The organism is Microbacterium sp. STRO-1N (assembly GCF_057748015.1).
Window position 1 is genome coordinate 1,054,398 of the sequence record NZ_CM173234.1, and the last position, 22,476, is coordinate 1,076,873.

22 protein-coding genes are annotated in these 22,476 nt (G+C 67.3%); 17 read left to right on the forward strand and 5 right to left on the reverse strand.

The genetic code is table 11. The features are described 5' to 3' along the window. The first annotated feature begins 2 nt into the window (after window positions 1-2). From AC3ANJ_RS04920 to AC3ANJ_RS04935, 4 genes are all read left to right on the forward strand, one after another. Window positions 3-686, forward strand: coding sequence for a hypothetical protein (locus tag AC3ANJ_RS04920; RefSeq protein ID WP_488318493.1), 684 nt, complete (start codon window positions 3-5; stop codon window positions 684-686). Then, window positions 683-1,903, forward strand: a complete 1,221-nt coding sequence (locus tag AC3ANJ_RS04925) for an endo-1,4-beta-xylanase (RefSeq protein WP_488318494.1) — start codon at window positions 683-685, stop codon at window positions 1,901-1,903. The genes AC3ANJ_RS04920 and AC3ANJ_RS04925 overlap by 4 nt, the downstream gene beginning before the upstream one ends. Window positions 1,904-1,971: 68 nt before the next feature. Then, window positions 1,972-2,988 (forward strand): LacI family DNA-binding transcriptional regulator, encoded by a 1,017-nt coding sequence (locus AC3ANJ_RS04930; RefSeq protein ID WP_488318495.1) that lies wholly within the window; start codon window positions 1,972-1,974, stop codon window positions 2,986-2,988. Between the two features lie 39 nt (window positions 2,989-3,027). Then, window positions 3,028-4,035, forward strand: coding sequence for a sugar phosphate isomerase/epimerase family protein (locus AC3ANJ_RS04935; protein WP_488318496.1), 1,008 nt, complete (start codon window positions 3,028-3,030; stop codon window positions 4,033-4,035). Between the two features lie 44 nt (window positions 4,036-4,079). Here AC3ANJ_RS04935 and AC3ANJ_RS04940 read toward each other — a convergent pair whose 3' ends face one another. Beyond that, entirely contained in the window at window positions 4,080-4,898 is an 819-nt protein-coding gene (locus AC3ANJ_RS04940) for an SDR family oxidoreductase (RefSeq protein WP_488318497.1), read from the reverse strand. A gap of 136 nt (window positions 4,899-5,034) precedes the next feature. Here AC3ANJ_RS04940 and AC3ANJ_RS04945 point away from each other — a divergent pair, with 136 nt between their 5' ends. Beyond that, window positions 5,035-7,455 (forward strand): beta-L-arabinofuranosidase domain-containing protein, encoded by a 2,421-nt coding sequence (locus tag AC3ANJ_RS04945; protein ID WP_488318498.1) that lies wholly within the window; start codon window positions 5,035-5,037, stop codon window positions 7,453-7,455. A gap of 161 nt (window positions 7,456-7,616) precedes the next feature. Here the strand turns inward: AC3ANJ_RS04945 and AC3ANJ_RS04950 are convergent, their stop codons facing one another. After that, a complete protein-coding gene (locus tag AC3ANJ_RS04950) occupies window positions 7,617-8,471 on the reverse strand; it encodes an SDR family oxidoreductase (protein ID WP_488318499.1) in 855 nt (284 codons plus the stop codon). Between the two features lie 92 nt (window positions 8,472-8,563). On the opposite strand from AC3ANJ_RS04950, the gene AC3ANJ_RS04955 reads away from it, so the two are divergent. The 6 genes from AC3ANJ_RS04955 (at window position 8,564) to AC3ANJ_RS04980 (ending at window position 13,376) form a co-directional block, all read left to right on the forward strand. Continuing rightward, window positions 8,564-8,929, forward strand: coding sequence for a winged helix-turn-helix transcriptional regulator (locus AC3ANJ_RS04955; protein ID WP_488318500.1), 366 nt, complete (start codon window positions 8,564-8,566; stop codon window positions 8,927-8,929). A gap of 84 nt (window positions 8,930-9,013) precedes the next feature. Next, the gene (locus AC3ANJ_RS04960) at window positions 9,014-9,934 is read left to right on the forward strand and encodes a MetQ/NlpA family ABC transporter substrate-binding protein (protein WP_488318501.1); all 921 of its coding nucleotides are present in this window, start codon (window positions 9,014-9,016) and stop codon (window positions 9,932-9,934) included. Between the two features lie 52 nt (window positions 9,935-9,986). Then, a complete protein-coding gene (locus AC3ANJ_RS04965) occupies window positions 9,987-11,036 on the forward strand; it encodes a methionine ABC transporter ATP-binding protein (RefSeq protein ID WP_488318502.1) in 1,050 nt (349 codons plus the stop codon). After that, on the forward strand, window positions 11,033-11,710 hold the full coding sequence (locus AC3ANJ_RS04970; protein ID WP_488318503.1) for a methionine ABC transporter permease: 678 nt from the start codon (window positions 11,033-11,035) through the stop codon (window positions 11,708-11,710). Before AC3ANJ_RS04965 ends, AC3ANJ_RS04970 begins: the two co-directional genes overlap by 4 nt. 51 nt (window positions 11,711-11,761) lie before the next feature. After that, on the forward strand, window positions 11,762-12,637 hold the full coding sequence (gene truA, locus AC3ANJ_RS04975) for a tRNA pseudouridine(38-40) synthase TruA (protein ID WP_488318504.1): 876 nt from the start codon (window positions 11,762-11,764) through the stop codon (window positions 12,635-12,637). A 70-nt stretch (window positions 12,638-12,707) separates the two neighbouring features. Further along, entirely contained in the window at window positions 12,708-13,376 is a 669-nt protein-coding gene (locus AC3ANJ_RS04980) for an endonuclease/exonuclease/phosphatase family protein (RefSeq protein ID WP_488318505.1), read from the forward strand. 52 nt (window positions 13,377-13,428) lie between these two features. Here AC3ANJ_RS04980 and AC3ANJ_RS04985 read toward each other — a convergent pair whose 3' ends face one another. Further along, window positions 13,429-13,842, reverse strand: coding sequence for a hypothetical protein (locus AC3ANJ_RS04985; RefSeq protein WP_488318506.1), 414 nt, complete (start codon window positions 13,840-13,842; stop codon window positions 13,429-13,431). A 261-nt stretch (window positions 13,843-14,103) separates the two neighbouring features. Between AC3ANJ_RS04985 and rplM the strand changes: the two genes are divergently transcribed. From rplM to glmM, 3 genes are read left to right on the forward strand one after another with little or no spacing between them, the layout of a single operon-like run. After that, window positions 14,104-14,550: a 50S ribosomal protein L13 gene (gene rplM, locus AC3ANJ_RS04990; RefSeq protein WP_488318507.1), complete on the forward strand. Its 447-nt coding sequence runs from the start codon at window positions 14,104-14,106 to the stop codon at window positions 14,548-14,550. Window positions 14,551-14,576: 26 nt separating this feature from the next. Then, on the forward strand, window positions 14,577-15,065 hold the full coding sequence (rpsI, locus tag AC3ANJ_RS04995) for a 30S ribosomal protein S9 (RefSeq protein ID WP_406246369.1): 489 nt from the start codon (window positions 14,577-14,579) through the stop codon (window positions 15,063-15,065). Between the two features lie 15 nt (window positions 15,066-15,080). Next, the gene (gene glmM / locus AC3ANJ_RS05000; protein WP_488318508.1) at window positions 15,081-16,439 is read left to right on the forward strand and encodes a phosphoglucosamine mutase; all 1,359 of its coding nucleotides are present in this window, start codon (window positions 15,081-15,083) and stop codon (window positions 16,437-16,439) included. A gap of 19 nt (window positions 16,440-16,458) precedes the next feature. Here the strand turns inward: glmM and AC3ANJ_RS05005 are convergent, their stop codons facing one another. Further along, window positions 16,459-17,403, reverse strand: coding sequence for a Ppx/GppA phosphatase family protein (locus tag AC3ANJ_RS05005; protein ID WP_488318509.1), 945 nt, complete (start codon window positions 17,401-17,403; stop codon window positions 16,459-16,461). 41 nt (window positions 17,404-17,444) lie between these two features. Beyond that, the gene (locus tag AC3ANJ_RS05010) at window positions 17,445-18,410 is read right to left on the reverse strand and encodes an acetylxylan esterase (RefSeq protein ID WP_488318510.1); all 966 of its coding nucleotides are present in this window, start codon (window positions 18,408-18,410) and stop codon (window positions 17,445-17,447) included. A 247-nt stretch (window positions 18,411-18,657) separates the two neighbouring features. Here AC3ANJ_RS05010 and AC3ANJ_RS05015 point away from each other — a divergent pair, with 247 nt between their 5' ends. Genes AC3ANJ_RS05015 through AC3ANJ_RS05025 form a run of 3 tightly spaced genes read left to right on the forward strand, consistent with a single transcriptional unit; the run spans window position 18,658 to window position 22,423 of the window. Further along, the gene (locus AC3ANJ_RS05015; protein WP_488318511.1) at window positions 18,658-19,656 is read left to right on the forward strand and encodes an ABC transporter permease; all 999 of its coding nucleotides are present in this window, start codon (window positions 18,658-18,660) and stop codon (window positions 19,654-19,656) included. A 10-nt stretch (window positions 19,657-19,666) separates the two neighbouring features. Next, window positions 19,667-20,632, forward strand: coding sequence for a carbohydrate ABC transporter permease (locus tag AC3ANJ_RS05020; RefSeq protein ID WP_488318512.1), 966 nt, complete (start codon window positions 19,667-19,669; stop codon window positions 20,630-20,632). Window positions 20,633-20,668: 36 nt separating this feature from the next. Next, window positions 20,669-22,423 carry a type 2 periplasmic-binding domain-containing protein gene (locus AC3ANJ_RS05025; RefSeq protein WP_488318513.1) on the forward strand — a complete coding sequence of 585 codons (1,755 nt, stop codon included), beginning with the start codon at window positions 20,669-20,671 and terminating at the stop codon, window positions 22,421-22,423. Window positions 22,424-22,476: the final 53 nt, after the last annotated feature.

Below are 22,476 nucleotides of genomic sequence, written 5' to 3' on the forward strand. Positions count from 1 at the left end.
TCATGGCGGAGAGGCTCGTCGCCGAGGTCGGCACCGGGGTCGTGTCCAGGGCCGCCGCGACCATCTACCGCTGGATGGTGCTCGCCGCCTTCCTCTCCCTGTGCGGTGCGCCGACCGTGCTGGTGTGGATGGCGCTGGGGCTCACGGAAGGGGTGTCGTCGATGTTCTACGTCGCGGCGCTCCTCCCGGTCGCTCCGGCGCTCGCGGCCGCGCTGTACGCGCAGCGCGCGTGGGAGGAGGAGCCCGATCTCCGCCCTGCTCGACCGTTGTGGCGTGGACTCGTGCGCAATCTGAAGGACGTCCTCGCGTGGTGGGTTCCCGTGCTCGTGGCAGCGGGCATCCTGGTCATGAACGCGACAGCAGGCGCCGCAGCGCCCGGTGGCGCGATCCTGCAGCCCATCGCCATCGTCCTGCTCGTGATCCTCGTGCTGTGGTCCGGCCATCTTCTGGTCGTCACGAGCTACTTCGCCTTCCGCACGCGCGATGCGATGCGCATCGCCGCTGCCGAACTCTTCACGCAATGGCGCACGACACTCGCGCTCGCCTGCCTGGCTTTCGTGGCGGCGGCGGTCGTGACAATGGCCTCCGAGGCCGTGCTGCTGCTGTGCGGCTGGGCCTTCGCCCTGCTGCTGCGCGTGATCTCCCGCCCCGTCGAAACCGATGTGAGATCGAGGTTCACCCGATGACCGATGTCCAGACCTCCACCCGTTACCGTCACCGCGAAGCGGATGCCAGCGTGCTCGTGGTCGATGCCGACGGCAGACCCCTGCGCGATCACGACGTGTCCGTCGCGCAAGTGCGGCACGAGTTCGGGTTCGGATGCACGGCTCCCGGTGTTCCGGGCGAACAGGCGCTCGGTCAATGGCTCGACCTGTTCGACACCGCGACGCTGCAGTTCTACTGGGGGCGCTACGAGCCCGAGCCGGGGCAGCCGGACGTCATCGCGCTCACGCGCCGTGCCCGAGCACTCGCCGAACGCGGAGTGCGGCTCAAGGGGCATCCGCTCGTCTGGCACACCGTCAAGGCGCCGTGGGTCGATCGGCTCCCGCTCGACGAGGCCGAGCAGGCTCTGCGCGGTCGGATCCGTCGTGAGGTCGGCGACTTCACCGGACTCGTCGACACCTGGGACATCGTCAACGAAGCGGTCATCATGCCGCACTTCGAGAACGAACCGGACGGCATCCGCAACGCCATCACGCGGCTGTGCGAGAAGTACGGCCGGGTGGAGTTCATCCGCATGGCCGTCGACGAGGCCCGTTCCGTGAACCAGGACGCCACGCTCGTCCTCAACGACTTCGACCTCGGGCCCGACTACGAACGGCTGATCGGCGACGTGCTGGATGCCGGAGTCCGCGTCGACGCGATCGGCCTGCAGTCGCACATGCACAAGGGATACCGCGGCGAGGAGCAGGTGCACGAGATCTGCGAGCGCTTCGCGCGCTTCGGTCTGCCGCTGCACTGGACGGAGACGTCGCTGCTGTCCGGCTACCTCATGCCAGGGCACATCGAGGACCTCAACGACCACGTGGTCGACGACTGGCCGTCGACGCCCGAGGGCGAGCAGAGGCAGGCCGACGAGATCGTGCGGCACTACCGCACCCTCGTCGAGCATCCGGCCGTCGCAGCGATCACGTACTGGGGATTCGACGACGCCACCGCCTGGCTGAACGCTCCGAGCGGGCTCATCCGCCGCGACGGATCTCCGAAGCCGGCGTACGACGCGCTCCGTGATCTCGTGCGGGGCGAGTGGTGGTTCGATGAGGTCACGACCCGCACGGATGCGGACGGTCGCCTCGCCTTGAAGGCGTTCGCCGGCGACTTCGAGGTGTCGGCCGACGGCCGACGCGGCGCCGTCGCCGTCGGCACCGGAGAGTCGTCGGTGCGGGCAATCCTGAACGAATGAGGATGCCGGAGGCAGGCCGCGTTTCGCGCGTAGGATGGGACGCACGTTCCGGCGGGGAGAGAAACAGAATGGCACGAGGCGGCGCGACGATCGCGACGATCGCGAAAGAGGTCGGCGTCTCCGTACCCACCGTCTCCCGCGTGCTCAACGGGCGAAGCGACGTCGCCCCGGCGACGCGTCGCCGGGTCGAAGAGGCACTGGCGCGGCACGAGTACCGCAAGCCGGTGGGCGCGGCATCGCCCACCAAGGCCGACGGCCTGCTCGACCTCGTCTTCCACGAGTTCGGCAGCGCCTGGGCGCAGGAGATCATCGTCGGCGTCGAGAAGGCTGCGGCCCCTCGCGGCGTCGGCGTCGTCCTCAGCGAGCTCGGCGGCTCGCACCGCCCGCCGCAGGAATGGATCGACAGCATCACCTCTCGTGGCACCCGCGGCGTGCTGCTCGTTCTCTCGCGGCTCGATGACACGCAGCAGCGCCAGCTGACCGCACGGTCGATCCCCTTCGTCGTACTCGACACCGACGGCGAGACTCCGGCCGGCGTTCCAACGGTCGGCTCGAACAACTGGAACGGGGCGCTCTCCGCGACCCGTCATCTGCTCGAACTCGGGCACCGGCGCATCGCCGTCATCTCCGGTCCAGAGGCCGTGCTGTGCAGCCGTGCCCGCGTCGACGGGTTCCGCAGCGCGCACGGGGAATCGGGGCTCGAGGTCGATCCGTCCCTGGTGAAGTGGGGTACCTTCGAGGTCGCCGCCGGCTACGAGCACGGGCTCGACCTCCTCGGGCGTCCCGACCGTCCGACCGCGGTCTTCGCCGGCTCCGACTCGCAGGCACTCGGCCTCATCCGGGCTGCGCACGAGCTCGGCCTGCGAGTGCCCGCCGATGTCTCGGTCGTCGGCTACGACGACCTGCCGCTGGCTTCCTGGCTCGCCCCGTCGCTCACGACCGTTCGGCAGCCGCTGTCCGAGATGGCGGCGCTCGCGACGCAGATGCTCATGACGCTGTCCGACGGACAGCCGCTGGCATCGCAGAAGGTGGAGCTCGGGACCGAACTGATCATCCGGGAGTCGACGGCACCGCCGGCGGCGTAGAACACGAAGCTGTACACGATTCGAGCGAAGGAGCTGGATATGACGCGTCCGATCACGTTGTTCACGGGGCAGTGGGCTGATCTGCCGTTCGAGGAGGTGGCGCGCCTCGCGGGCGAGTGGGGGTATGACGGCCTCGAGGTCGCCTGCTGGGGTGATCATCTCGATGTGTCCCGGTGGGATGACGCCGAGTATGTGCAGGACCGGTTGGACATCCTGGCCCGCAACGGCCTGAAGGTCTGGACGATCTCGAATCACCTGGCGGGTCAGGCGGTGTGCGATGATCCGATCGATCAGCGTCATCGCGACATCCTGAACGACCGGGTATGGGGTGATGGCGACCCGGAGGGTGTGCGTCAGCGTGCCGCTGAGGAGCTGAAGTCGACGGCGCGGATGGCGGCGGCGCTGGGCGTGAAGACGGTGGTGGGGTTCTCGGGGTCGTCGGTGTGGAAGGGCGTGGCGATGTTCCCGCCGGCATCGGACGAGTGGGTCGAGGCGGGGTATCAGGATTTCGCGGACCGGTTCCACCCGATTCTGGATGTGTTCGAGGAGGTGGGGGTGCGGTTCGCGTTGGAGGTGCACCCCAGCGAGATCGCGTACGACTACTGGACGGCGAAGCGGACGCTGGAGGCGATCGGGCATCGGGAGAGCTTCGGGATCAATTTCGATCCGTCGCATTTCATGTGGCAGCAGCTCGATCCGGTGGCGTTCGTGCTCGATTTCGCACCGCATATCTTCCATGTGCACGTCAAGGAGTCGATCACGAACCTGGATGGTCGTAACGGGGTGCTGGGTTCGCATCTGCCGTGGGCGAATCCGCGGCGCGGGTGGACGTTCGTGTCGACCGCGCATGGTGAGGTGCCGTGGAACCCGCTGTTCCGTGCGTTGAACGCGATCGGGTACGACGGACCGACCAGCGTCGAGTGGGAGGATGCCGGGATGGATCGCCTCCAGGGTGCTCCGGAAGCACTCGCGTTCGTGCGGGAGTTGAACGCGATCACCCCGCCGGCCGCCGCGTTCGACGCCGCGTTCTCCACCAAGGCCGACTGAGGCAGGCGGACCCGGGGCATGCAGCCCTGGTCCGCCCGCACTCGTCACCCCCGGAACGCCTCGACGTTTTCGCGGGCCCACTGCGCGAACGTGCGCCCCGGCTGGCCGGTGAGGCGCGTGACGGTGTCCTGCACGATCTGCCCGACCTCGGGCGGGTTCTTCGCCAGTTCGAGTCCGAACGCGACGTACGTCTCGTCGTAGCCGAACGCACGCAGTCGTTCGACCTCCTCGTCCTCATCGAGGTGGATCCACTCGACATCCTCGCCCAGCGCCTCACCGAGGCGCGCGGCGCGCTCGGCCGGAGTCAGCGCCTCGGGGCCGGTCAGGTAGTAGATCTGGCCATCGTGTCCGTCTTGGGTCAGCAGCACGACCGCGACGGCGGCGATGTCCCCGGCGTGGATCATCGCGCTCGGCCAGTCGGCGAGCGTGCGCACCCGTCGGTGCTGCGCGACCTCCGGAGCCCACTCGAACGCGTTCGTCATGTACTCGACCGGGGCGAGTTGCGCCCACGGAATGCTCCCGGCGCGCAGCGCGGGCTCGAGAGTGCTCTCGAACCAGCCGCCGAGCACGCTGATGCGCTGGACTCCGGATGCTTCGGCCAGCGCCACGAGTTCCGCGCCGTTCTGCAGCGGCGCGCCCGTCGCCCCGTCGAAGGTGATGAAATGCACTGCCTCGCACCCCTCCATGGCCGCCCGCATGCTGTCGAGATCGGTCAGATCGCCCTGCACCGCGACCGCCCCCTCGGGCAGTTGAGCCCGATCGGGGCGGCGCGTCAGCGCACGAACGCTCTCGCCGCTTTCGGCCAGCTGCGCCACGATGTGTCGTCCCACGTTGCCCGTCGCGCCGGTCACCAGAATCGTCATGAGGAGGTCCTTCCGTTGGTTGATGAACGTCAGCCTCTCGAGCATCCAGGACAAATCGTGTCCGCAATAAGAATCTGATCGCGACGATCTTCACGGCGCTCCCGTGACCGGTCACAGACGTGGCAGGATCGGAGCCATGCCCCTCGCACCTGCTCGTCTCGAAGACGTGACCGTCCAGGATCCGTACCTGCGCAACGCTGCCGACAAGACCCTCGAGTACGTCTTGAGCCTCGATCCCGAGCGGTTGCTGTTCTCCTTCTATCGGCTCGCCGGGCTCCCGCCGACGCGATCCGAGGGCTACGGCGGCTGGGAGCGCGAAGAGGGCACCCGGTTCCAGGGGCACTTCTTCGGTCACGTGATCTCCGCGCTGTCGCAGGCGTCGGCATCCGCCAGCGATGCCGCGACGCGGGAGAGGATCCTCGAAAGCCTGGGTGCGGCCGTCCGCGGTCTCGACCGGTGCCAGCAGGCCTACGCGCGCGCCCATCCGGATGCCGCAGGGTACGTCTCCCCGTTCCCACCCGAGCTGCTGCCCAGCGGGGGAGACGGACTGCTCGTGCCCTTCTACAACCTGCACAAGGTGCTCGCGGGCCTCCTCGACGCGCACCGCTACGCGCCGGAGGAGATCGGCGACGTCGCCCTTCGGGTGGCGAGTGGATTCGGCGCGTGGATCGAGAGCTACGCCGCTTCCCTGGAGGACCCGGCGATCATCCTCGACACGGAGTACGGCGGAATGAACGAGGCGCTCTACCGCCTGTACGCGATCACGGGGGACCCGGTGCATCGTCGTGCCGCGGAGCGGTTCGACGAGACCGACCTGTTCCTCCGTCTCGCGGCAGGCGACGATGTCCTCGCCGGTCGGCACGCGAATACGACGATTCCGAAACTGGTCGGCGCGCTGAAGCGATACGCGGTGCTGTCCGCGCGGGGCGACGCGAGCGGCGACGACCGCGCGGATCTGGACATGCACCGCGCCGCCGCCGAGAACTTCTGGCGGATCGTCGTCGACGACCACACCTACGCCAACGGAGCGAACAGCCAATCAGAGCACTTCCACGCGCCGGGAACCCTGTTCGAGCGGGCGAACAACGGCGCCGTGACAGGCTATGGCGAGAACTCCACGGCCGAGGGCTGCAACGAGTACAACATGCTCAAGCTCAGCCGCGGACTGTTCGCGCTGACGGGCGACGTCCGCTACGCCGACTACGACGAGGGGACGTTTTTCAACAGCATCCTGGCGTCCCAGAACCCCGAGACCGGGATGGTGACGTATTTCCAGCCGCAGCGAGCCGGATACGCCAAGGTGTTCGGCGAGCCGTTCGACCAGTTCTGGTGCGACCACGGCACCGGGATCGAGAGCTTCACCAAGATCGGCGATGGGATCTATTACCTCGACGGCGGAAGCGTCGTGGTCAATCGGTTCTTCTCCAGCGAGCTGCGTCTGCCGGAGCAGAACCTGCGCCTGACCCAGGTGGCCGACGTCCCGCGCGATGCGACCGTGCGCTTCGCCGTCGAGAGTCTCGACGGCGAGCCTGCCACGGGGATCGCGCTGCGCCTGCGGGTTCCGTCGTGGGCGGCGGAGGCGCCGACGCTCGCTGTGAACGGACGTCCGGTCGTGGCCGAAGCGGACGGCGGATACCTCGCCGTCGAAGTCTCCGCCGGCGATGACGTGACGTACACGCTGCCCGCCGAGGTCCGCATCTCGGACGGCACTGAGAACGAGAACTGGGTCGCGTTCTCCTACGGCCCTGTGCTGCTCGCCGCAGAGCTCAGCCGGGAGAACGTCGACGCCACCTACACCGCTGGTGTCCTCGTGCAGATGGGCGTCGCCGATCGGTCGCTCACCGGGGAGGTCATCGTGGACGATCCCGCGGAGTGGAAGCGGTCGATCGCCGACCACCTGATTCGTCTTCCGGACGGGCAGGGCGGACGGCTGCGCTTCGCCCTGCGCGACGTCGATGAGACGGCAGGCACCCTCGTCTGGGAGCCGTACTTCAGCCTCTACGGCGTCCGCTACGCGACTTACGTGACGCTCGTGGAGCGCGGGACCGAACCGGATGCCGCAGCCACCGGCGCCGATGTCATCGACGCACTGACCTCGTTCGACAACAACAACTCGGAGGCGGACAAGAACCACCGCTTCCATGCGTCGACGGTCGGCGTGCGGGACGGCGCGCAGTACCGGGAGGCATCGGCGGACCCGGATGCCTACTTCGAATACGACCTGATCGTCGATCCGGACGCCGACAACGTGCTCGGCATCCGCTACAGCGGGCAGGATGCCGGGCGCACCTTCGACGTGCTGCTGAACGGGGTCGTGTTCCGTCGTGAGACCGTCCGGGACGCGCACGGCGACGGCTCGCTCTACGAGCAGGTCCGCGAGATTCCGCGCGAGATCCTGGCAGCGGGCGGGTTCAAACGCGACCAGCACGGCGGATTCGCACTGGATGCCGCGGGCGAGCGCATTCCGGTCGTCACCGTGCGGTTCCAGAGCATCGGCGAGACGCCCGTCGGCGGACTGTTCGGAGTATGGACGGCTCGCCCAACCCTCGTTCGTTGAGCGAGGACGGCGGGGCGCTTCCCCTCGTTCGTCGAGCGAGGACGGCGGAGCCGACCGAGTCGAAACGCGGTCACTGCTGATCAGCCGCCACCGCGTTTCGACTCGCTCCGCTCGCTCACGAACGAGGGAGGAGAGCTCGCTCAACGAACGAGAGGGGAGCGTCAGACGATCGCGCGCAGGCCCTCGGCGAGCGGCGTCGTGGGACGGCCGATCAGACGCGCGAGCGTGCCGTCGCTCTCGGCCAGCGCGCCGTCGCGGATTCCGGCATCCAGCGCCGTGACGAACCCGATCGTTCCGGCATCCAGCCCGGCGCTCTCGAGCGCTGCCGCGTGCTCCTCGGTCGACAGCGAGGTGTACTCCACCGGGCGTCCGGTGATCTCCGAGATGGCGGCGGCGAGGTCGGAGAAGTTCCAGGAGACATCGCCGCCGAGCTCGTACACCGAACCGATGTGGCCGTCTTCGAGCAGCACGACAGCGGCGGCATCCGCGTAGTCCGCGCGGCTGGCGGAGGCGACCCTTCCGTCGCCGACACTCGCGGCGAGGACCCCTGTCTCGCTCGCCTGAGCGGCGCTGCCGGCGTAGTTCTCGGTGTACCAGTTGTTGCGCAGGATGACGGACGGCAGTCCGGATGCGGCGATGAGCTCCTCTGTGGCCTTGTGCTCCGGCGCGAGGACGAGCGTGCTCGTCGTCGCCTTCGGGGCGCTCGTGTACACGAACTTCGAGACGCCGGCATCCTTCGCCGCATCGATGACGGCCTTGTGCTGATCGATGCGCCGGCCGACCTCCGAGCCCGAGATGAGCAGCACGGCGTCGACGCCGTCGACGGCAGCGGCGACGGTGTCGGGTCGGTCGTAGTCGAGTTCGGCGACGCGGACGCCGCGAGCCGAGAGGTCAGCGGCCTTGGAGGTGTCGCGTGCGCCGGCGACGATGGATGCCGGGTCGGCGCCGCGTGCGATCAGGCTGTCGATGACGAGGCGTCCGAGGTTTCCGGTGGCTGCGGTGACGAGGAGGGTCATGGGGTGTCCTTTCGTGGTGACGTCCTTCACAACCCGGCCCCGCACTGCAACCTTCCCGAAGTCGGGTACCCACTTCGATGTAAGGTACCCACATGACGGTTAGTTTTGCGCAGATCCGGGAATCGAAACCCGGGGTCTTCGATGACGGCTGCAGCACTCGGGTGGTGCTGGACCACATCATGAGCAAATGGGGCGTCCTGGTGCTGTCCGCGCTCTCCGAGGGGACGCTGCGCTGGGGCGAACTGCGCCGTGCCGTCGAAGGCATCAGCGAGAAGATGCTCGCATCGACGCTGCGCACACTCGCGGACGACGGTCTCGTGCATCGCGAGTCCTTCCCCGCTGTGCCGCCGCACGTCGAGTACAGCCTCACTCCGCTGGGTCGGGATCTGATGGAGCGGATGCTCCCACTGGTCGGGTGGGTCGCCGACAACTCCGATCGGATGCTCGAGCGGTCCTGACCGGGAGGCGCGCGCCGACAGTCGCATTACGCGTCGTTACCGTGCGAATCGGCTTCGCCATCGCCCTGTGATTCACTCCATCTCGTGACTGATTCCCGTGCGAAGAGCAAGTTCCTGTCCGTCCTCGGCATCCTGGCAGCCGGCGTGCTGACGCTGTCGATGTCGGCGTGCGCCGGCTCATCCGATCCTGCCGGCGGCGGCGACGCGGACAGCAGCACGATCGTCATCGGTGCGGACGACGGCACCGAGGCGCACTGGACGATCCTCAAGGACAAGCTGGCGGACGAGGGCATCACGCTCGAGGTGCGGACCATCAACGACGGCGTGCAGCTGAACCAGGGTGTGCAGGACGGCGAACTGGACGTCAACCTGTTCCAGCACCTGATCTTCCTCTCCGAATTCAACGTCAACAACGACGGAACTCTCGTGCCGGTCGGGGCGACCGCTCTCTACCCGCTGGCGCTCTATTCGGAGGAGTACTCCAGCATCGAAGACCTCCCCGACGGCGCAAAGGTCGCCGTGCCGAACAACCCGACCAACCTCGCCCGCGCCCTGCTGAACCTGCAGAAGGCCGGCCTGCTCGAACTGAAGGACGGCGGCAACAGCCTGTCCGGTCCAGACGACATCGTCTCCGGCACGGTCGAGGTGCTCCCCGTCGACACGAACCAGACCGTCGCCGCACTCAAGGACGGCAGCGCGCAGGCCGCCGTCGTGAACAACACGCAGGCGCAGAAGGGCGGCCTGGGCGACGACCTGATCATCTTCAAGGAGGACCTCGACGACCCCGAGCTCGCGCCGTACATCAACGCCTTCGTCGTCCGTGAGGATCAGGCCGACGACCCCCGCTGGGCGAAGCTCGTCGAGGCGTACCACAGCCCAGAGGTCGAGGAAGCCGTGACCGAACTGAACCAGGGCAACCTGCAGTTCAAGGGCGACTGGACCGCCGAGGACCTGCAGGCCGAACTGGCGTCGCTCGAGGACCAGTTGCGAGCGACCCAGGAGTGACGTCGCAGACCGGCGTCTCCGAGCGGGTACAACGCAAGGGCAGCAGCATCCGATGAGCATCATCACGTTCGATCACGTCTCCAAGGCGTTCCCCGGAACGCGCAAGGGGGCACCCGTCGCCGCGCTCGATGACGTCCACCTCGAGATCCAGCCTGGATCCATCGTCGGCGTCATCGGGTACTCCGGTGCGGGGAAGTCCACGCTGGTCCGGCTGATCAACGGACTGGAGAAGCCGTCGTCCGGTGCCGTGACGGTGCTGGGCACCGACGTCGGCACGGCATCGGCGAACGAACTGCGCTCGCTGCGCGGACGGATCGGCATGATCTTCCAGCAGTTCAACCTGTTCACGTCGCGCACCGTCCGCGGGAACGTGGCGTACCCGCTCAAGGTCGCCGGCTGGAAGAAGGCCGACATCGGCCCTCGGGTGACCGAGCTGCTGGACTTCGTCGGCATCGGCGACAAGGCCGATCGGTACCCTCGAGCGCTGTCGGGCGGACAGAAGCAGCGGGTCGGCATCGCCAGGGCGATCGCCGCGAATCCGGAACTGCTGCTGGCCGACGAGGCCACGAGCGCGTTGGACCCCCAGACCACCGGCGAGGTGCTCGCGCTGCTCAAGGAGATCAACCGCAGCCTCGGGATCACGATCGTGGTCATCACCCACCAGATCTCCGTGGTGCACGAGCTGTGCGATCAGGTCGTCGTGATGGACGGCGGCCGAGTCGTCGACAGCGGCGACACGTATCGGGTGTTCGCGCACCCGCGGGCGGCGCTGACCGAGCGCTTCGTCGCAGCCGTCACGCAGGGCGTGCCGTCCGGCGACACGCTCGCCGCTCTGCGCACCGGCGGCGGCCGCCTCATCAGCGTCGACGTCAACGAGTTCACGAGCGAGGACATCGCCGCCGTGTTCGACGAGCACGGCGTGCGGCACACCGTCGTCTTCGGCGGGGTCACCGACATCCAGGGCCGCCAGCTCGGCACGCTCACCTATCGCCTGCAGGGGGATGCCGGCGCTGTCGAGGCCGCGGCATCCGAACTCTCCGCGCGGACCAGGGCGGAACTGCTCGCGGATACCGCGACGTCCGGGACGGAGGCGGCGTCATGATCGGCATCCGCACGGCCACCGACTGGACGAGCCTGACACCGGTGCTCCTGCAGTCGATCCAGGAGACGATCTACATGGTCGTCGTGACGATGCTGATCGGCGGTGCGGCCGGCCTGATCATCGGCGCCCTGCTCTACGCCACGCGGCCGGGGAACCTGTTCGCGAATCGTGCTGTCTTCACGGTGCTGAACTTCGTGATCAACGTCATCCGGCCGATCCCCTTCATCATCTTCCTCACCGCCGTCGGACCGGTGACGAAGCTCGTCGCCGGCACCACGCTCGGCACGGAGGCGGCCATCGTCCCGATGACGATCATGGCCGCCGTCGTCATCGGACGCGTCGTCGAGCAGAACCTCGTCGCAGTCGACCCCGGTGTCGTCGAGGCCGCGCTGGCGATCGGCGCCAAGCGGTTCGCGATCCTGTTCGGCCTCGTGATCCCTGAGGCGCTCGCGCCGCTGATCCTCGGCTACACGTTCATGTTCATCGCGGTGGTGGACATGTCCGCGATGGCCGGATACATCGGCGGAGGAGGTCTCGGAAACTTCGCGATCATCTACGGCTATCAGCAGTTCAACCAGGAGGCCACCTGGGTGACCGTCGCGATCATCATCGTCATCGTGCAGGTCGGCCAGCTCTTCGGCAACTGGCTGGCACAGCGGGTCCTGCGCCGGTAGTCCGGGCAACGGCTCCGTCGCCCCGTACGGCGTCCGGTCTAGGCTGGTGGGGTGAGAATCCGCCTCGACATCGCCTACGACGGGACGAACTTCCGGGGCTGGGCCAAGCAGCCGGGCCTGCGCACCGTCCAGGGGACGCTCGAGGCGGCGCTGGGGCGCATCGTCGGTTCGGACGTGCAACTCGCGGTCGCCGGCCGCACGGATGCCGGGGTGCACGCGCACGGACAGGTCGCGCACGTCGACCTGGACGAGACGCAGTGGTCGCGCATCGTGACCAGGCATGGGCGAGCAGCGCACGATCCGGCCGGGTCCATCGCCGGCCGCATGCGCGGGGTCCTCGGCGCCTATCCGGACGCCACCGTCACATCATCCGCGGTCGCGCCGGAGGGGTTCGACGCGCGTTTCTCGGCCGTCTGGCGGCGCTACCGCTACCGCCTCGCCGACGACGCCACCGGCTTCGATCCGCTGCGCAGATACGACACGGCGAGCATCCGCAGCGCGTTGGACGTCGAGGCGATGGATGCCGCGGCGCAGACGCTCATCGGCCTCCACGACTTCGCCGCCTACTGCAAGGCGCGGGCGGAGGCGACGACGATCCGGACTCTGCTGGACTACCGATGGACTCGCGACGACGACGGCGTCCTCGTGGCGGAGGTCAAAGCGGATGCCTTCTGCCACAGCATGGTCAGAGCGCTCGTCGGCGCATGCGCGGCCGTGGGGGAGGGGCGCCTGGATGCCTCGGACCTCGTCGTGCTGCGCGACGCGCGGATGCGCACCAGCGAGTTCAAAGTGCTCGCCGCCCGCGGACTCACCCTGACCGAGGTCGGCTACCCCGCGGATGAGCTGCTCGCGACGCGCGCCGAGCAGACCAGGGCGCGGCGGGATCGGGACAGGGCAGGGCAGGCGGATCCGGTCGACGACGAGTGACGGCGGCGTTCGGCATCCGTACCCCGGTTCGCTACCTCGCGCATAGCTGCAGGGTCTAGCGTGAGAGGAGATGAAGGTGATCTCCTACAACCTGCGCAAGCATCGGGCGGCCGGCGAACTCGAAGCGCTCGTCGACGAGCACGGCGCCGATGTCTTGTGCCTGCAGGAGTGCGATGTGTCCGCCCTCCCCGACCGCGTCGGGGACCTCGTGCTGGCGCAGGCGACTCAGGGCAATCGTCTCGGACTCGCGGTCTACTACCGCGAGAACACGTTCCGGTTGCACTCCCTGCGCGCCATCGAACTCAAGAAGTCGCTGCACGACCGGATGCTCAAGCCCGCCCACGAACGGGTCATGGGAGTCCGGCTCTACGACATCGATGACGGGCGCGAGATGATCGTGGCGTCGTTCCACGCCGCGCCGCTGACCGCTCTCAACTCGCTGCGCCGCAACCAGATCCGCAGCGCCCTGACCGAGCTGGAGCGACTCGGTCCCGGCATCCCCATCCTCATGGTCGGGGACTACAACTACCCGGTGTTCAAGGAGAACCTCGGGCAGACCGTGCGCGATCACGGGTACACGCTGACCCTGTCGGACGAGCGCACCTACACGCGCTACCGCGTGTTCAAGGGGCACTACGACTTCGCCACCTCGGAGGGCTTCGACATCGACAGCATCCGCACGCTGCCGCAGCGCGCGAGCGATCACCGTCCGATCCTGATCACCGCGCGCCTGGAGTAGGCACGCGCGGTGCGGCGGGCGGCGATTCGCGACACCTCCCGCGCGGCGAGAGTCAGCTCTCGTACGGCGGCTCGTACGAGTCCTCCGCGCAGCCGTGGCTGATCACGAGCTGCGGGTTGCCGCCCATCTGATCCGACCATGCTGAGACGGACCCGACGAGGCCGTCGAGGTCGTAGTAGTCGCTGACGTACTTGAACGTGCCCTTGCCGGACTGCGTCATCTCGGCCGTGCCCCACGGGCCCGAGATCGTCGCGGTCGATCCGCGCGTCGCGGTGAACACCCACAGCAGGTAGCCGTCGCCGGCCTCGTCGCACTCCTCACTGCCCAGCCCCAGACCGCCTGCTCCGGCGATCGTGCCCTGACCGGAGTATTCGACGGAGACGTCGGCGACGGCGGCGGATCCGCCGACGAAGACCGCTCCGAATGCGAGCGCGCAGACGACCCCGGATTTGATCATGCGAGACATGATGCTTCCCCTTTGAAGATCGGCGTTTTCGTGCGGCCCCCACAGCCGCCGCCGATATCCCGCACCATACTCCCGGAGGCGATGACCTGCAATGGTCGGATTGGCGATATCGTCCGGCGTGCCGTAGGCTAACCCTTTGGTGCCTTACTGCGGCACCGCGAACGTGAGCCCTCCACTGGCGTGTTCCCACCGATTTCGGTGAGAACCACCCCGGAGTGGGATTCACGAACTCCTCCGTTCGAACAAGAAAGCAGCACTATCGTGACGCGCACTTACACCCCGAAGGCCGGGCAGATCCAGCGTGACTGGGTCGTCATCGACGCCACTGACGTCGTTCTCGGTCGCCTCGCCTCGCACGCCGCAGCGCTCCTGCGCGGCAAGCACAAGCCGACCTTCGTGAACCACCTCGACTCGGGTGACTTCGTCATCATCGTGAACGCCGACAAGGTCGCGCTCACCGGTCAGAAGCTTCAGAAGAAGATGGCTTACCGTCACTCCGGCTACCCGGGCGGCCTGAAGAAGGTCTCCTACGAAGAGCTGCTGGAGAAGAACCCCGTCCGCGCCGTCGAGAAGGCCATCCGGGGCATGCTCCCGAAGAACAGCCTCGGCCGCCAGCAGCTGGGCAAGCTGAAGGTCTACGTGGGCGCCGAGCACCCGCACGCCGCTCAGCAGCCGCAGACGTACACCCTCGACCAGGTCGCCCAGTAAGCGCCGCAACGACTAAGGACATACTCGTGGCTGACATCCAGGACTCCACCGAATTCCCGCAGAACTTCTCGACCGCTACGCCTGAGGCCGAAGCAGCAGCGGAGACGGCTCCCCGTCCCGTGCTGAGCGTCCCCGGCGCCGCTGTCGGCCGTCGCAAGCAGGCCATCGCCCGCGTGCGCCTCGTCCCCGGTTCGGGCACGATCACGGTCAACGGCCGCACGATCGAGGACTACTTCCCGAACAAGCTGCACCAGCAGCTGATCAACGACCCGTTCACGGTGCTGAACCTCGCCGGTTCGTACGACGTGATCGCCCGCATCTCCGGTGGTGGCCCCTCGGGCCAGGCCGGTGCGCTGCGTCTGGGCATCGCCCGTTCGCTGAACGGCATCGACATCGAGAACAACCGCGCGACCCTCAAGAAGGCCGGCTTCCTCTCCCGTGACGCTCGCGTCAAGGAGCGCAAGAAGGCTGGTCTCAAGAAGGCCCGCAAGGCGCCTCAGTACTCGAAGCGTTAAGCCCGACAGACCTTCATGGCTCTGTTCGGCACGGACGGCGTGCGAGGCCTTGCCAATGGCATCCTCACCGCCGACCTGGCGCTCTCCCTGGCCCAGGCGACTGCAGTCGTCCTGGGCCAGGGTCGTACTGCCGAGGCGCGCAAGGCGGAGGGGAAGCGGCTCACAGCCGTCGTCGCCCGCGATCCGCGCGTCTCCGGTGAGTTCCTGGCCGCCGCGGTCTCCGCAGGCCTTGCCTCCTCCGGCGTCGATGTCCTCGACGCGGGAGTGATCCCGACCCCCGCTCTGGCGTTCCTCGTCGCCGACCGCGACGCCGACTTCGGCGTCATGGTCTCGGCGTCGCACAACCCAGCACCCGACAACGGCATCAAGATCTTCGCCCGTGGCGGCGTGAAGCTGCCCGACGTCGTCGAGCAGCGCATCGAATCGGCGATGTCCGGTGAGAAGCTGCTTCCCACCGGTGCCTCCGTCGGTCGCATCCAGCGCTTCTCGGACGCCGAGGACCGCTATGTCGTGCACCTGCTCGGCTCGCTGCCGCATCGCCTCGACGGGCTCCACGTGGTGCTCGACTGCGCGAACGGTGCGGCAGCAGGCGTGTCTCCGGAGACCTTCCGGGATGCCGGGGCCGAGGTCACCGTCATCGGCGCCGACCCCGACGGCATGAACATCAACGACGGTGTCGGATCGACGCATCTCGATCAGCTCGCGGAAGCGGTCGTCCGTCTCGGCGCCGACGTGGGCATCGCCCACGACGGAGACGCGGACCGATGCCTCGCAGTGGATGCCGCAGGCAACGCGATCGACGGCGACCAGATCATGGCCATCCTCGCGATCGCCATGAAGGACCGAGGGCACCTCACCGACGACACGCTCGTCGCGACCGTCATGAGCAATCTCGGTCTGCACGTCGCCATGCGCGAGCACGGCATCACGGTGCGTCAGACCGCGGTCGGCGACCGGTACGTCCTCGAGGACATGAACGCGAACGGCTACGCCCTCGGCGGCGAGCAGTCCGGTCACGTGATCATGAGCGAGTTCGCCACGACCGGCGACGGTCTGCTCACCGGGTTGCATCTGGTCGCCGAGATGGCGCGCCAGAAGAAGACCCTCGCCGAGCTGGCGAGCGTCATGACGGTGTATCCGCAGGTGCTCACGAACGTCCCGGGCGTCGACAAGGATCGCGTCGCGGACGACCGCGGCGTGCAGGATGCCGTCCGCACCGTCGAGCAGGCGCTCGGCGACACCGGACGCGTGCTCCTGCGCAAGTCCGGCACCGAGCCGCTCGTGCGCGTCATGGTCGAGGCCGCGGACGCCGAGTCCGCGCAGTCCTACGCGCAGCAGCTGGCCGACGTCGTGAAGGAACGACTGGCCCTCTGAGCCGCAGAGCGGCACCGGTTCAGATGCCGGTGCCGCTCCAGCTCATCGATTCGATGTAGCGCAGCAGCACGCCCTCGCGCAGTGCCCACGGCGACACTTCGAGCTCCTTCACGTTCAGCATCCGCATCGCCGTGTGCAGCGCCACGGCCGCGGCGACGATCTGGAACGTCCGATCCGGCGTGATGCCTGGCAGCTCCTGGCGTGCCGATGCGGGCAGCCGCGCGAGCCGCGGGATCCACGACCCCAGTTCCTCGCGGGGCAGGAGCATCCTGTCGATCCCCGACCATCCCGGTACGGGGTATCCGACCAGCCGGGCCAGCGAGCGGATCGCCTTCGACGAGCCGACGACGTGGTCAGGGCGGGGGAGCGCGGTGAAGGTCGGCGTCACGTCCGACAGGACCGAGACGGCGTGGGCGCGAAGGCGCTCGACGGCCAGCTCGCCCGGCGGGTCCTCAGGCAGGAACTCGACGGTCGTCCGGCCGGCGCCGAGGGGGACGGATGCCGCGGCATCCGGGATCTCGTCCGAACCGGCCGCGATCTCGAGCGACCCGCCGCCGATGTCGAGCAGCAGCAGCTGTCCGGCGGACCAGCCGAACCAGCGCCGAACGGCCAGGAAGGTCAGTTCGGCCTCGGTCTCGCCGTCCAGGACCTGCAGGGGCTGTCCGAGCGCCGCCTCGATGCGTGCGATGACGTCGGCGCCGTTGGTGGCCTCGCGGACCGCGCTGGTGGCCGTGGCGAGCAGCGCGCCGACGTTCTCGGAGTCTGCCACGCTCCGCGCGCGCGTCACAGCCGTCACGAGTGCTTGAACGCCCTCCTCGGAGATCGACCCGTCCTGGGTCAGATAGCGCATCAGGCGCAGGACGGTCCGATCGCTCGTCGTGGCCAGCGGTCGCCCTCCGGGACGGACATCGGCGGCGAGCAGATGGACGGTGTTCGAACCGATGTCGATGACTCCCAAGCGCACGGACAAAGCGTACCGGCGCGCAGGATCGCCCGTGACCGCGATTACACGCGCTCGGCCAACCAGCGCGCCTGCCGCACCCACTGGGCGAGCTGTCCGCCCTCGTGGCCGTTGAACGGATACGCCTCGATCTCGGCATCCGACGATGCCAGATGGTTGTACGCGGCGTACACGCTCGAGGGCAGCACGATGCCGTCCATGAGCGCGGCCGAGAACAGTGCGGGCTGGCGGATGCGGCGCGCGAAGTTCACGCCGTCGAAGTACGACAGCGTCTCGAACACCTGATCCACCCGGTCGCGATGCACGGCGAGGTAGCGTTCGATCTCGGCGTACGGGTGGTCGGGAGTCCGTTCGACCGACCGGCGGAAGTGGCAGAGGAACGGCACGTCGGGCATCGCGGCGAACACATCCGGATGCAGGGCGGCCGCGGCGATCGAGATGCCGCCGCCCTGGCTGCCGCCGGTCACGCTGACGCGGTCCGCGCGCACGAACGGCAGTTCCCGTGCGGTGTCGACGGCGCGGACGGCATCTGTGAACAGCCGGCGGTAGTAGTACGTCTCCGGGGCTTCGATCCCGCGCGTCATGAAGCCGGTCGCTGCGGATCCCGACCCGTGCGGGTCAGGGGTGTCTCCGCCGCTGCCCCAGTTCGCACCCTGGCCGCGGGTGTCCATCAGCACGTGCACGTACCCGGCGGATGCCCACTGCAGGCGTTCGCCCGGGATGCCGCGGCCGCCGCCGTATCCGATGTACTCGACGATCGTCGGGAGCGCCTCCTCGCTCCGTGGGCGGGTCACCCAGGCGCGGATCGGGTCGCCGCCGAAGCCGCCGAAGGTGAGATCCTCGACGATGAGCTGGGTCACGGGGGTCTCGGCCGGCGTCAGCGTCGGCGGTGTCGCCGCGCTGCGTGCTTCGGCGAGCGTGCGCTCCCAGAATGCGTCGAAGCCGTCCGGCTCGGCGACGACAGGACGGTAGGTCTCGAGCTCGTCGAGGGTGAGATCAGTCAAAGGCACGGCATCACGGTAGCGGCTCGAGCGGATCATTCGCGAAACGCGAGACGCGAGGTTGCGCTGATCGACGCGAGCGCCTATCTTGGTGTCGAAGCGTTTCGATGCCACTCGAACATGGGAGCGCTCTCGGATCGTTACCCGGGTGTGACGCCGCGAAGATTGACGAACAGTCACCGACGTGGTTTATTCAATCGAAGCGATTCGACAAATCTGCGGGCGAGGACGCCCCCGACGCGCAAGGCATGGCACGATGACGACCACGACCCTGACCGAGACCATGGTCACGCAACTCGATGATGTCGAGAATCCGTCGCGCAGGCGACGCAGGCGCCGCGACCGGCAACAGGCCGGCGGCCGCAAATCGTTCGGCATGTTCCTGGTGATCCTGCCGTTCATCCTTCTCGCCTTCCTCTTCTCGTACTTCCCGCTGTACGGCTGGGTCTACTCGCTGTACGACTACAAGCCGGCGCTCGGTCTGTCCGGCAGCGAGTTCGTCGGCCTGCAGTGGTTCCAGATGCTCGTGAGCTCGCCGACGCAGGTCGCGCAGATCTCGCAGGTCATGATGAACACCCTGGCGATCAGCTTCCTCGGCATCGCGACCAGCGTCCTGCCGCTGGCCTTCGCGATCTTCCTCAACGAGATCCGCGCGCCGTGGTTCCGCAACGCCGTGCAGACGCTGACGACGCTCCCCAACTTCATCTCCTGGGTGCTGGTCTACATGATCGCCTTCTCGCTGTTCTCCAGCTCGGGCCTCGTGAACAACGTGCTGGGCGACTGGGGCATCATCACCGCACCGATCAAGTTCCTCGACACCGATCAGAACGTCTGGCTCACCATGACGCTGTGGAGCATCTGGAAGGGGCTGGGCTGGGGCGCCATCATCTACCTCGCCGCGATCGCCGGCATCGATCAGTCGCTGTACGAGTCGGCCGAGATCGACGGCGCCGGGCGCTTCCAGAAGATGTGGTACATCACGATCCCGCAGCTGATGCCGACGTATCTCGTGCTGCTGCTGCTCTCGATCGCGAACCTTCTGAACAACGGCATGGAGCAGTACTACGTGTTCCAGAACGCGTTCAACAAGGAATGGATCCAGGTGCTCGACCTGTACGTGTACAACATCGGCATGACGGGCAACAGCCTGTCGATGGCGACCGCGATCGGGATGCTGAAGAGCATCGTCTCGGTCATCCTCCTGTTCACCGTCAACGCCATCGCCAAGCGCGTGCGCGGCGAATCGATCGTCTGAGAGGCGCGCCATGACCGCTCTGACCGCACCCCCCAAGCGCCCCGTCCGTCCGACCGGGCCGAAGAGCCGCAAGCCGGAAGCCGAACGGCACGGCGGCGACGTGATGTTCGCGATCGTGAACTACACGGTGTTCGCGCTCCTGGTCGTCCTGTGCGCCTATCCGTTCTACTACCTCATCATCAACTCGATCAGCGCGAACGACGTCTCCGCTCTCGGCGACGTGCGGCTCTGGCCGATCGACGTGCACCTCGACAACTACAAAGAGGTGTTCAAGCTCAACGGACTGCCGCTCGCCGCCGTCGTCAGCGTCGCGCGCACCGTGATCGGGACCGTCTTCACCGTCCTGGCGTCCGCGTTCCTCGGGTTCATGTTCACGCAGAAGAAGATGTGGGCCCGGCAGTTCTGGTACCGCTTCCTCATCATCACGATGTACTTCTCGGCCGGTCTCATCCCGGTCTTCATCGTGATGAAGACGCTCGGCCTCACCAACAACTTCTGGGTGTACGTGCTGCCGTTCATCGTGCAGCCGTTCTTCATCATCCTCGTGAAGACCTTCGTCGAGTCGATGCCGGAATCGCTGCAGGAAGCCGCAGAGCTGGACGGTGCGAACATCGTGCAGATCTTCTTCAAGGTCTATCTGCCGAACATGACGCCGATCCTCGCGACGGTCGCCATCTTCTCCGCGGTGGCGCAGTGGAACAGCTTCCAGGACACCCTGATCTACATCACGGATCAGAGCCTGTACACGCTGCAGTACCTGCTCTACATGTTCATCAACCAGGCATCCAGCCTCGCGCAGGCGGCGCAGAACGCCGGCGGCGACCTGAGCGGCATCGTGTCGGCGGCGACATCCCAGACGCCGACCTCGATCCGCATGACCGTGTCGGTGCTCGTCGTCCTGCCGATCATCTTCATCTACCCCCTGTTCCAGCGCTTCTTCGTGAAGGGCATCATGCTGGGCGCCGTCAAGGGCTGACGGATCCCGGCACCACGCACCACAGAAAGGAAAGCAATGAAGCTGAAGAGGAAAGCCGCGCTCGGAGTGGTCGCACTCCTCGCGGTCGGTTCACTGGCCGCATGCAGCGGCGACCCGGCCGAAACAGAGGAGTCGCAGGTCGACGCCTTCCCGACCGAGTGGGAGGAGGAGATCACGATCGACGTGTTCGACGGCCTCGCCAACTACATGGGCATGCAGGAGGGATGGTTCGGCGAGCTCGTCAAAGAGAAGTTCAACATGAAGCTGAACATCATCGCCCCGAACGTCGCCGGCGGCGGCGACACCCTGTACAACACCCGCGTCTCGGCGGGCGACCTGGGCGATCTCATCGTCACGGACAAGGGCGAGAAGCTGGACGAGCTCATCGAAGGCGGTCTGGTGCTCGACTCGTCCAAGTACTACTCGGCGATGGACAGTCTCGAGCGTTTCGACAAGGCCGTCGACAAGCTCAACGACGGCAAGGACGGCGTGTACGCCTTCCCGACCTCCGTCTCCAGCATCCTGCCGACCGAACCGAGCGAGGGACTGGAGCCGACCTTCGGCGCGTACCTGCGCTGGGACCTCTACTCCCAGCTCGACTACCCCGAGATCGGCACGCTCGAGGACCTGCTGCCCGTCCTGAAGGACATGCAGGACCTCCAGCCCACCGCGCCGAACGGCAAGAAGGTGTACGCCCTCTCCCTGTTCAAGGACTGGGACGGCAACATGATGAACAATGCCAAGCAGCCGATCACCTACTACGGCTATGACGAGCTCGGCTTCGCGCTGGCGAAGGCAGACGGCTCGGACTATCAGGGCATCCTCGACGACGACGGCGAATACCACCGTGTCCTGGAGTTCTACAACGAGGCGTACCGCATGGGCCTGGTCGACCCCGAGTCGACGACCCAGAACTACGACACGCTGTGGTCGAAGTTCCAGAACGGGCAGGTCCTCTACTCGTGGTGGCCGTGGCTCGGCCAGTCCGCGTACAACACCGAGGACAACATGAACGCGGGCACCGGATTCATGCTCGTGCCGATCGAAGACCAGGAGATCTTCTCGTACGGCGCCGAGGCGTACGGCGGGAAGCAGGTCTTCTCGATCGGCTCGAAGGCCGAGGACCCGGAGCGGATCGCGGCCTTCATCGACTGGCTCTACTCCACCGAGGGCACCTACACCAACAACAGCCAGACGCAGGGTGCGGCAGGTCCTGAGGGACTCACATGGGAGATGGGCGACGACGGGCAGCCGAAACTGACCGAGTTCGGCCAGGAGGTCTTCCTCACCGGCGACGCGACGGTCCCCGAGGAGTGGGGCGGCGGCAGCTACATCGACGGCACCTCGACCCTGAACGTCAGCGCCGTCCTCCCGAACGACATCGACGAGGCGACGGGACTGCAATACAACTACCAGTTCTGGCCGCACTACCAGGAGCTCACGCAGAACGAGCTCAAGGCCGACTGGTCGGCGCACATGGACGACTCGACGTCGACGATGGAGTACCTGAAGGCGAACGACGAACTTCTCGTCGCCCCCGGGGCCAGCTACACGGCCCCCGCCGACGACTCGCAGACCGAAGCCCTGCGCAATCAGGTCAAGGCACTGGTCGTGCAGTACTCGTGGCAGGCCACGTTCGCCGAGAGCGAGGCCGACTTCGACAAGCTCTGGTCCGAGCTGCAGGAGACCGCGAAGGGCCTCGGCTACGAGGACGTCCTCGAGGTCGACCTCGATCGCGCGAAGGAGCAGAACGATGCTCGTGAAGCGGTGGCGAAGGAGTTCGCGGAGTAGCCGCTCCGCCTGAGCGACGAAGGGGCCCGGCTCGCGCCGGGCCCCTTTCGCGT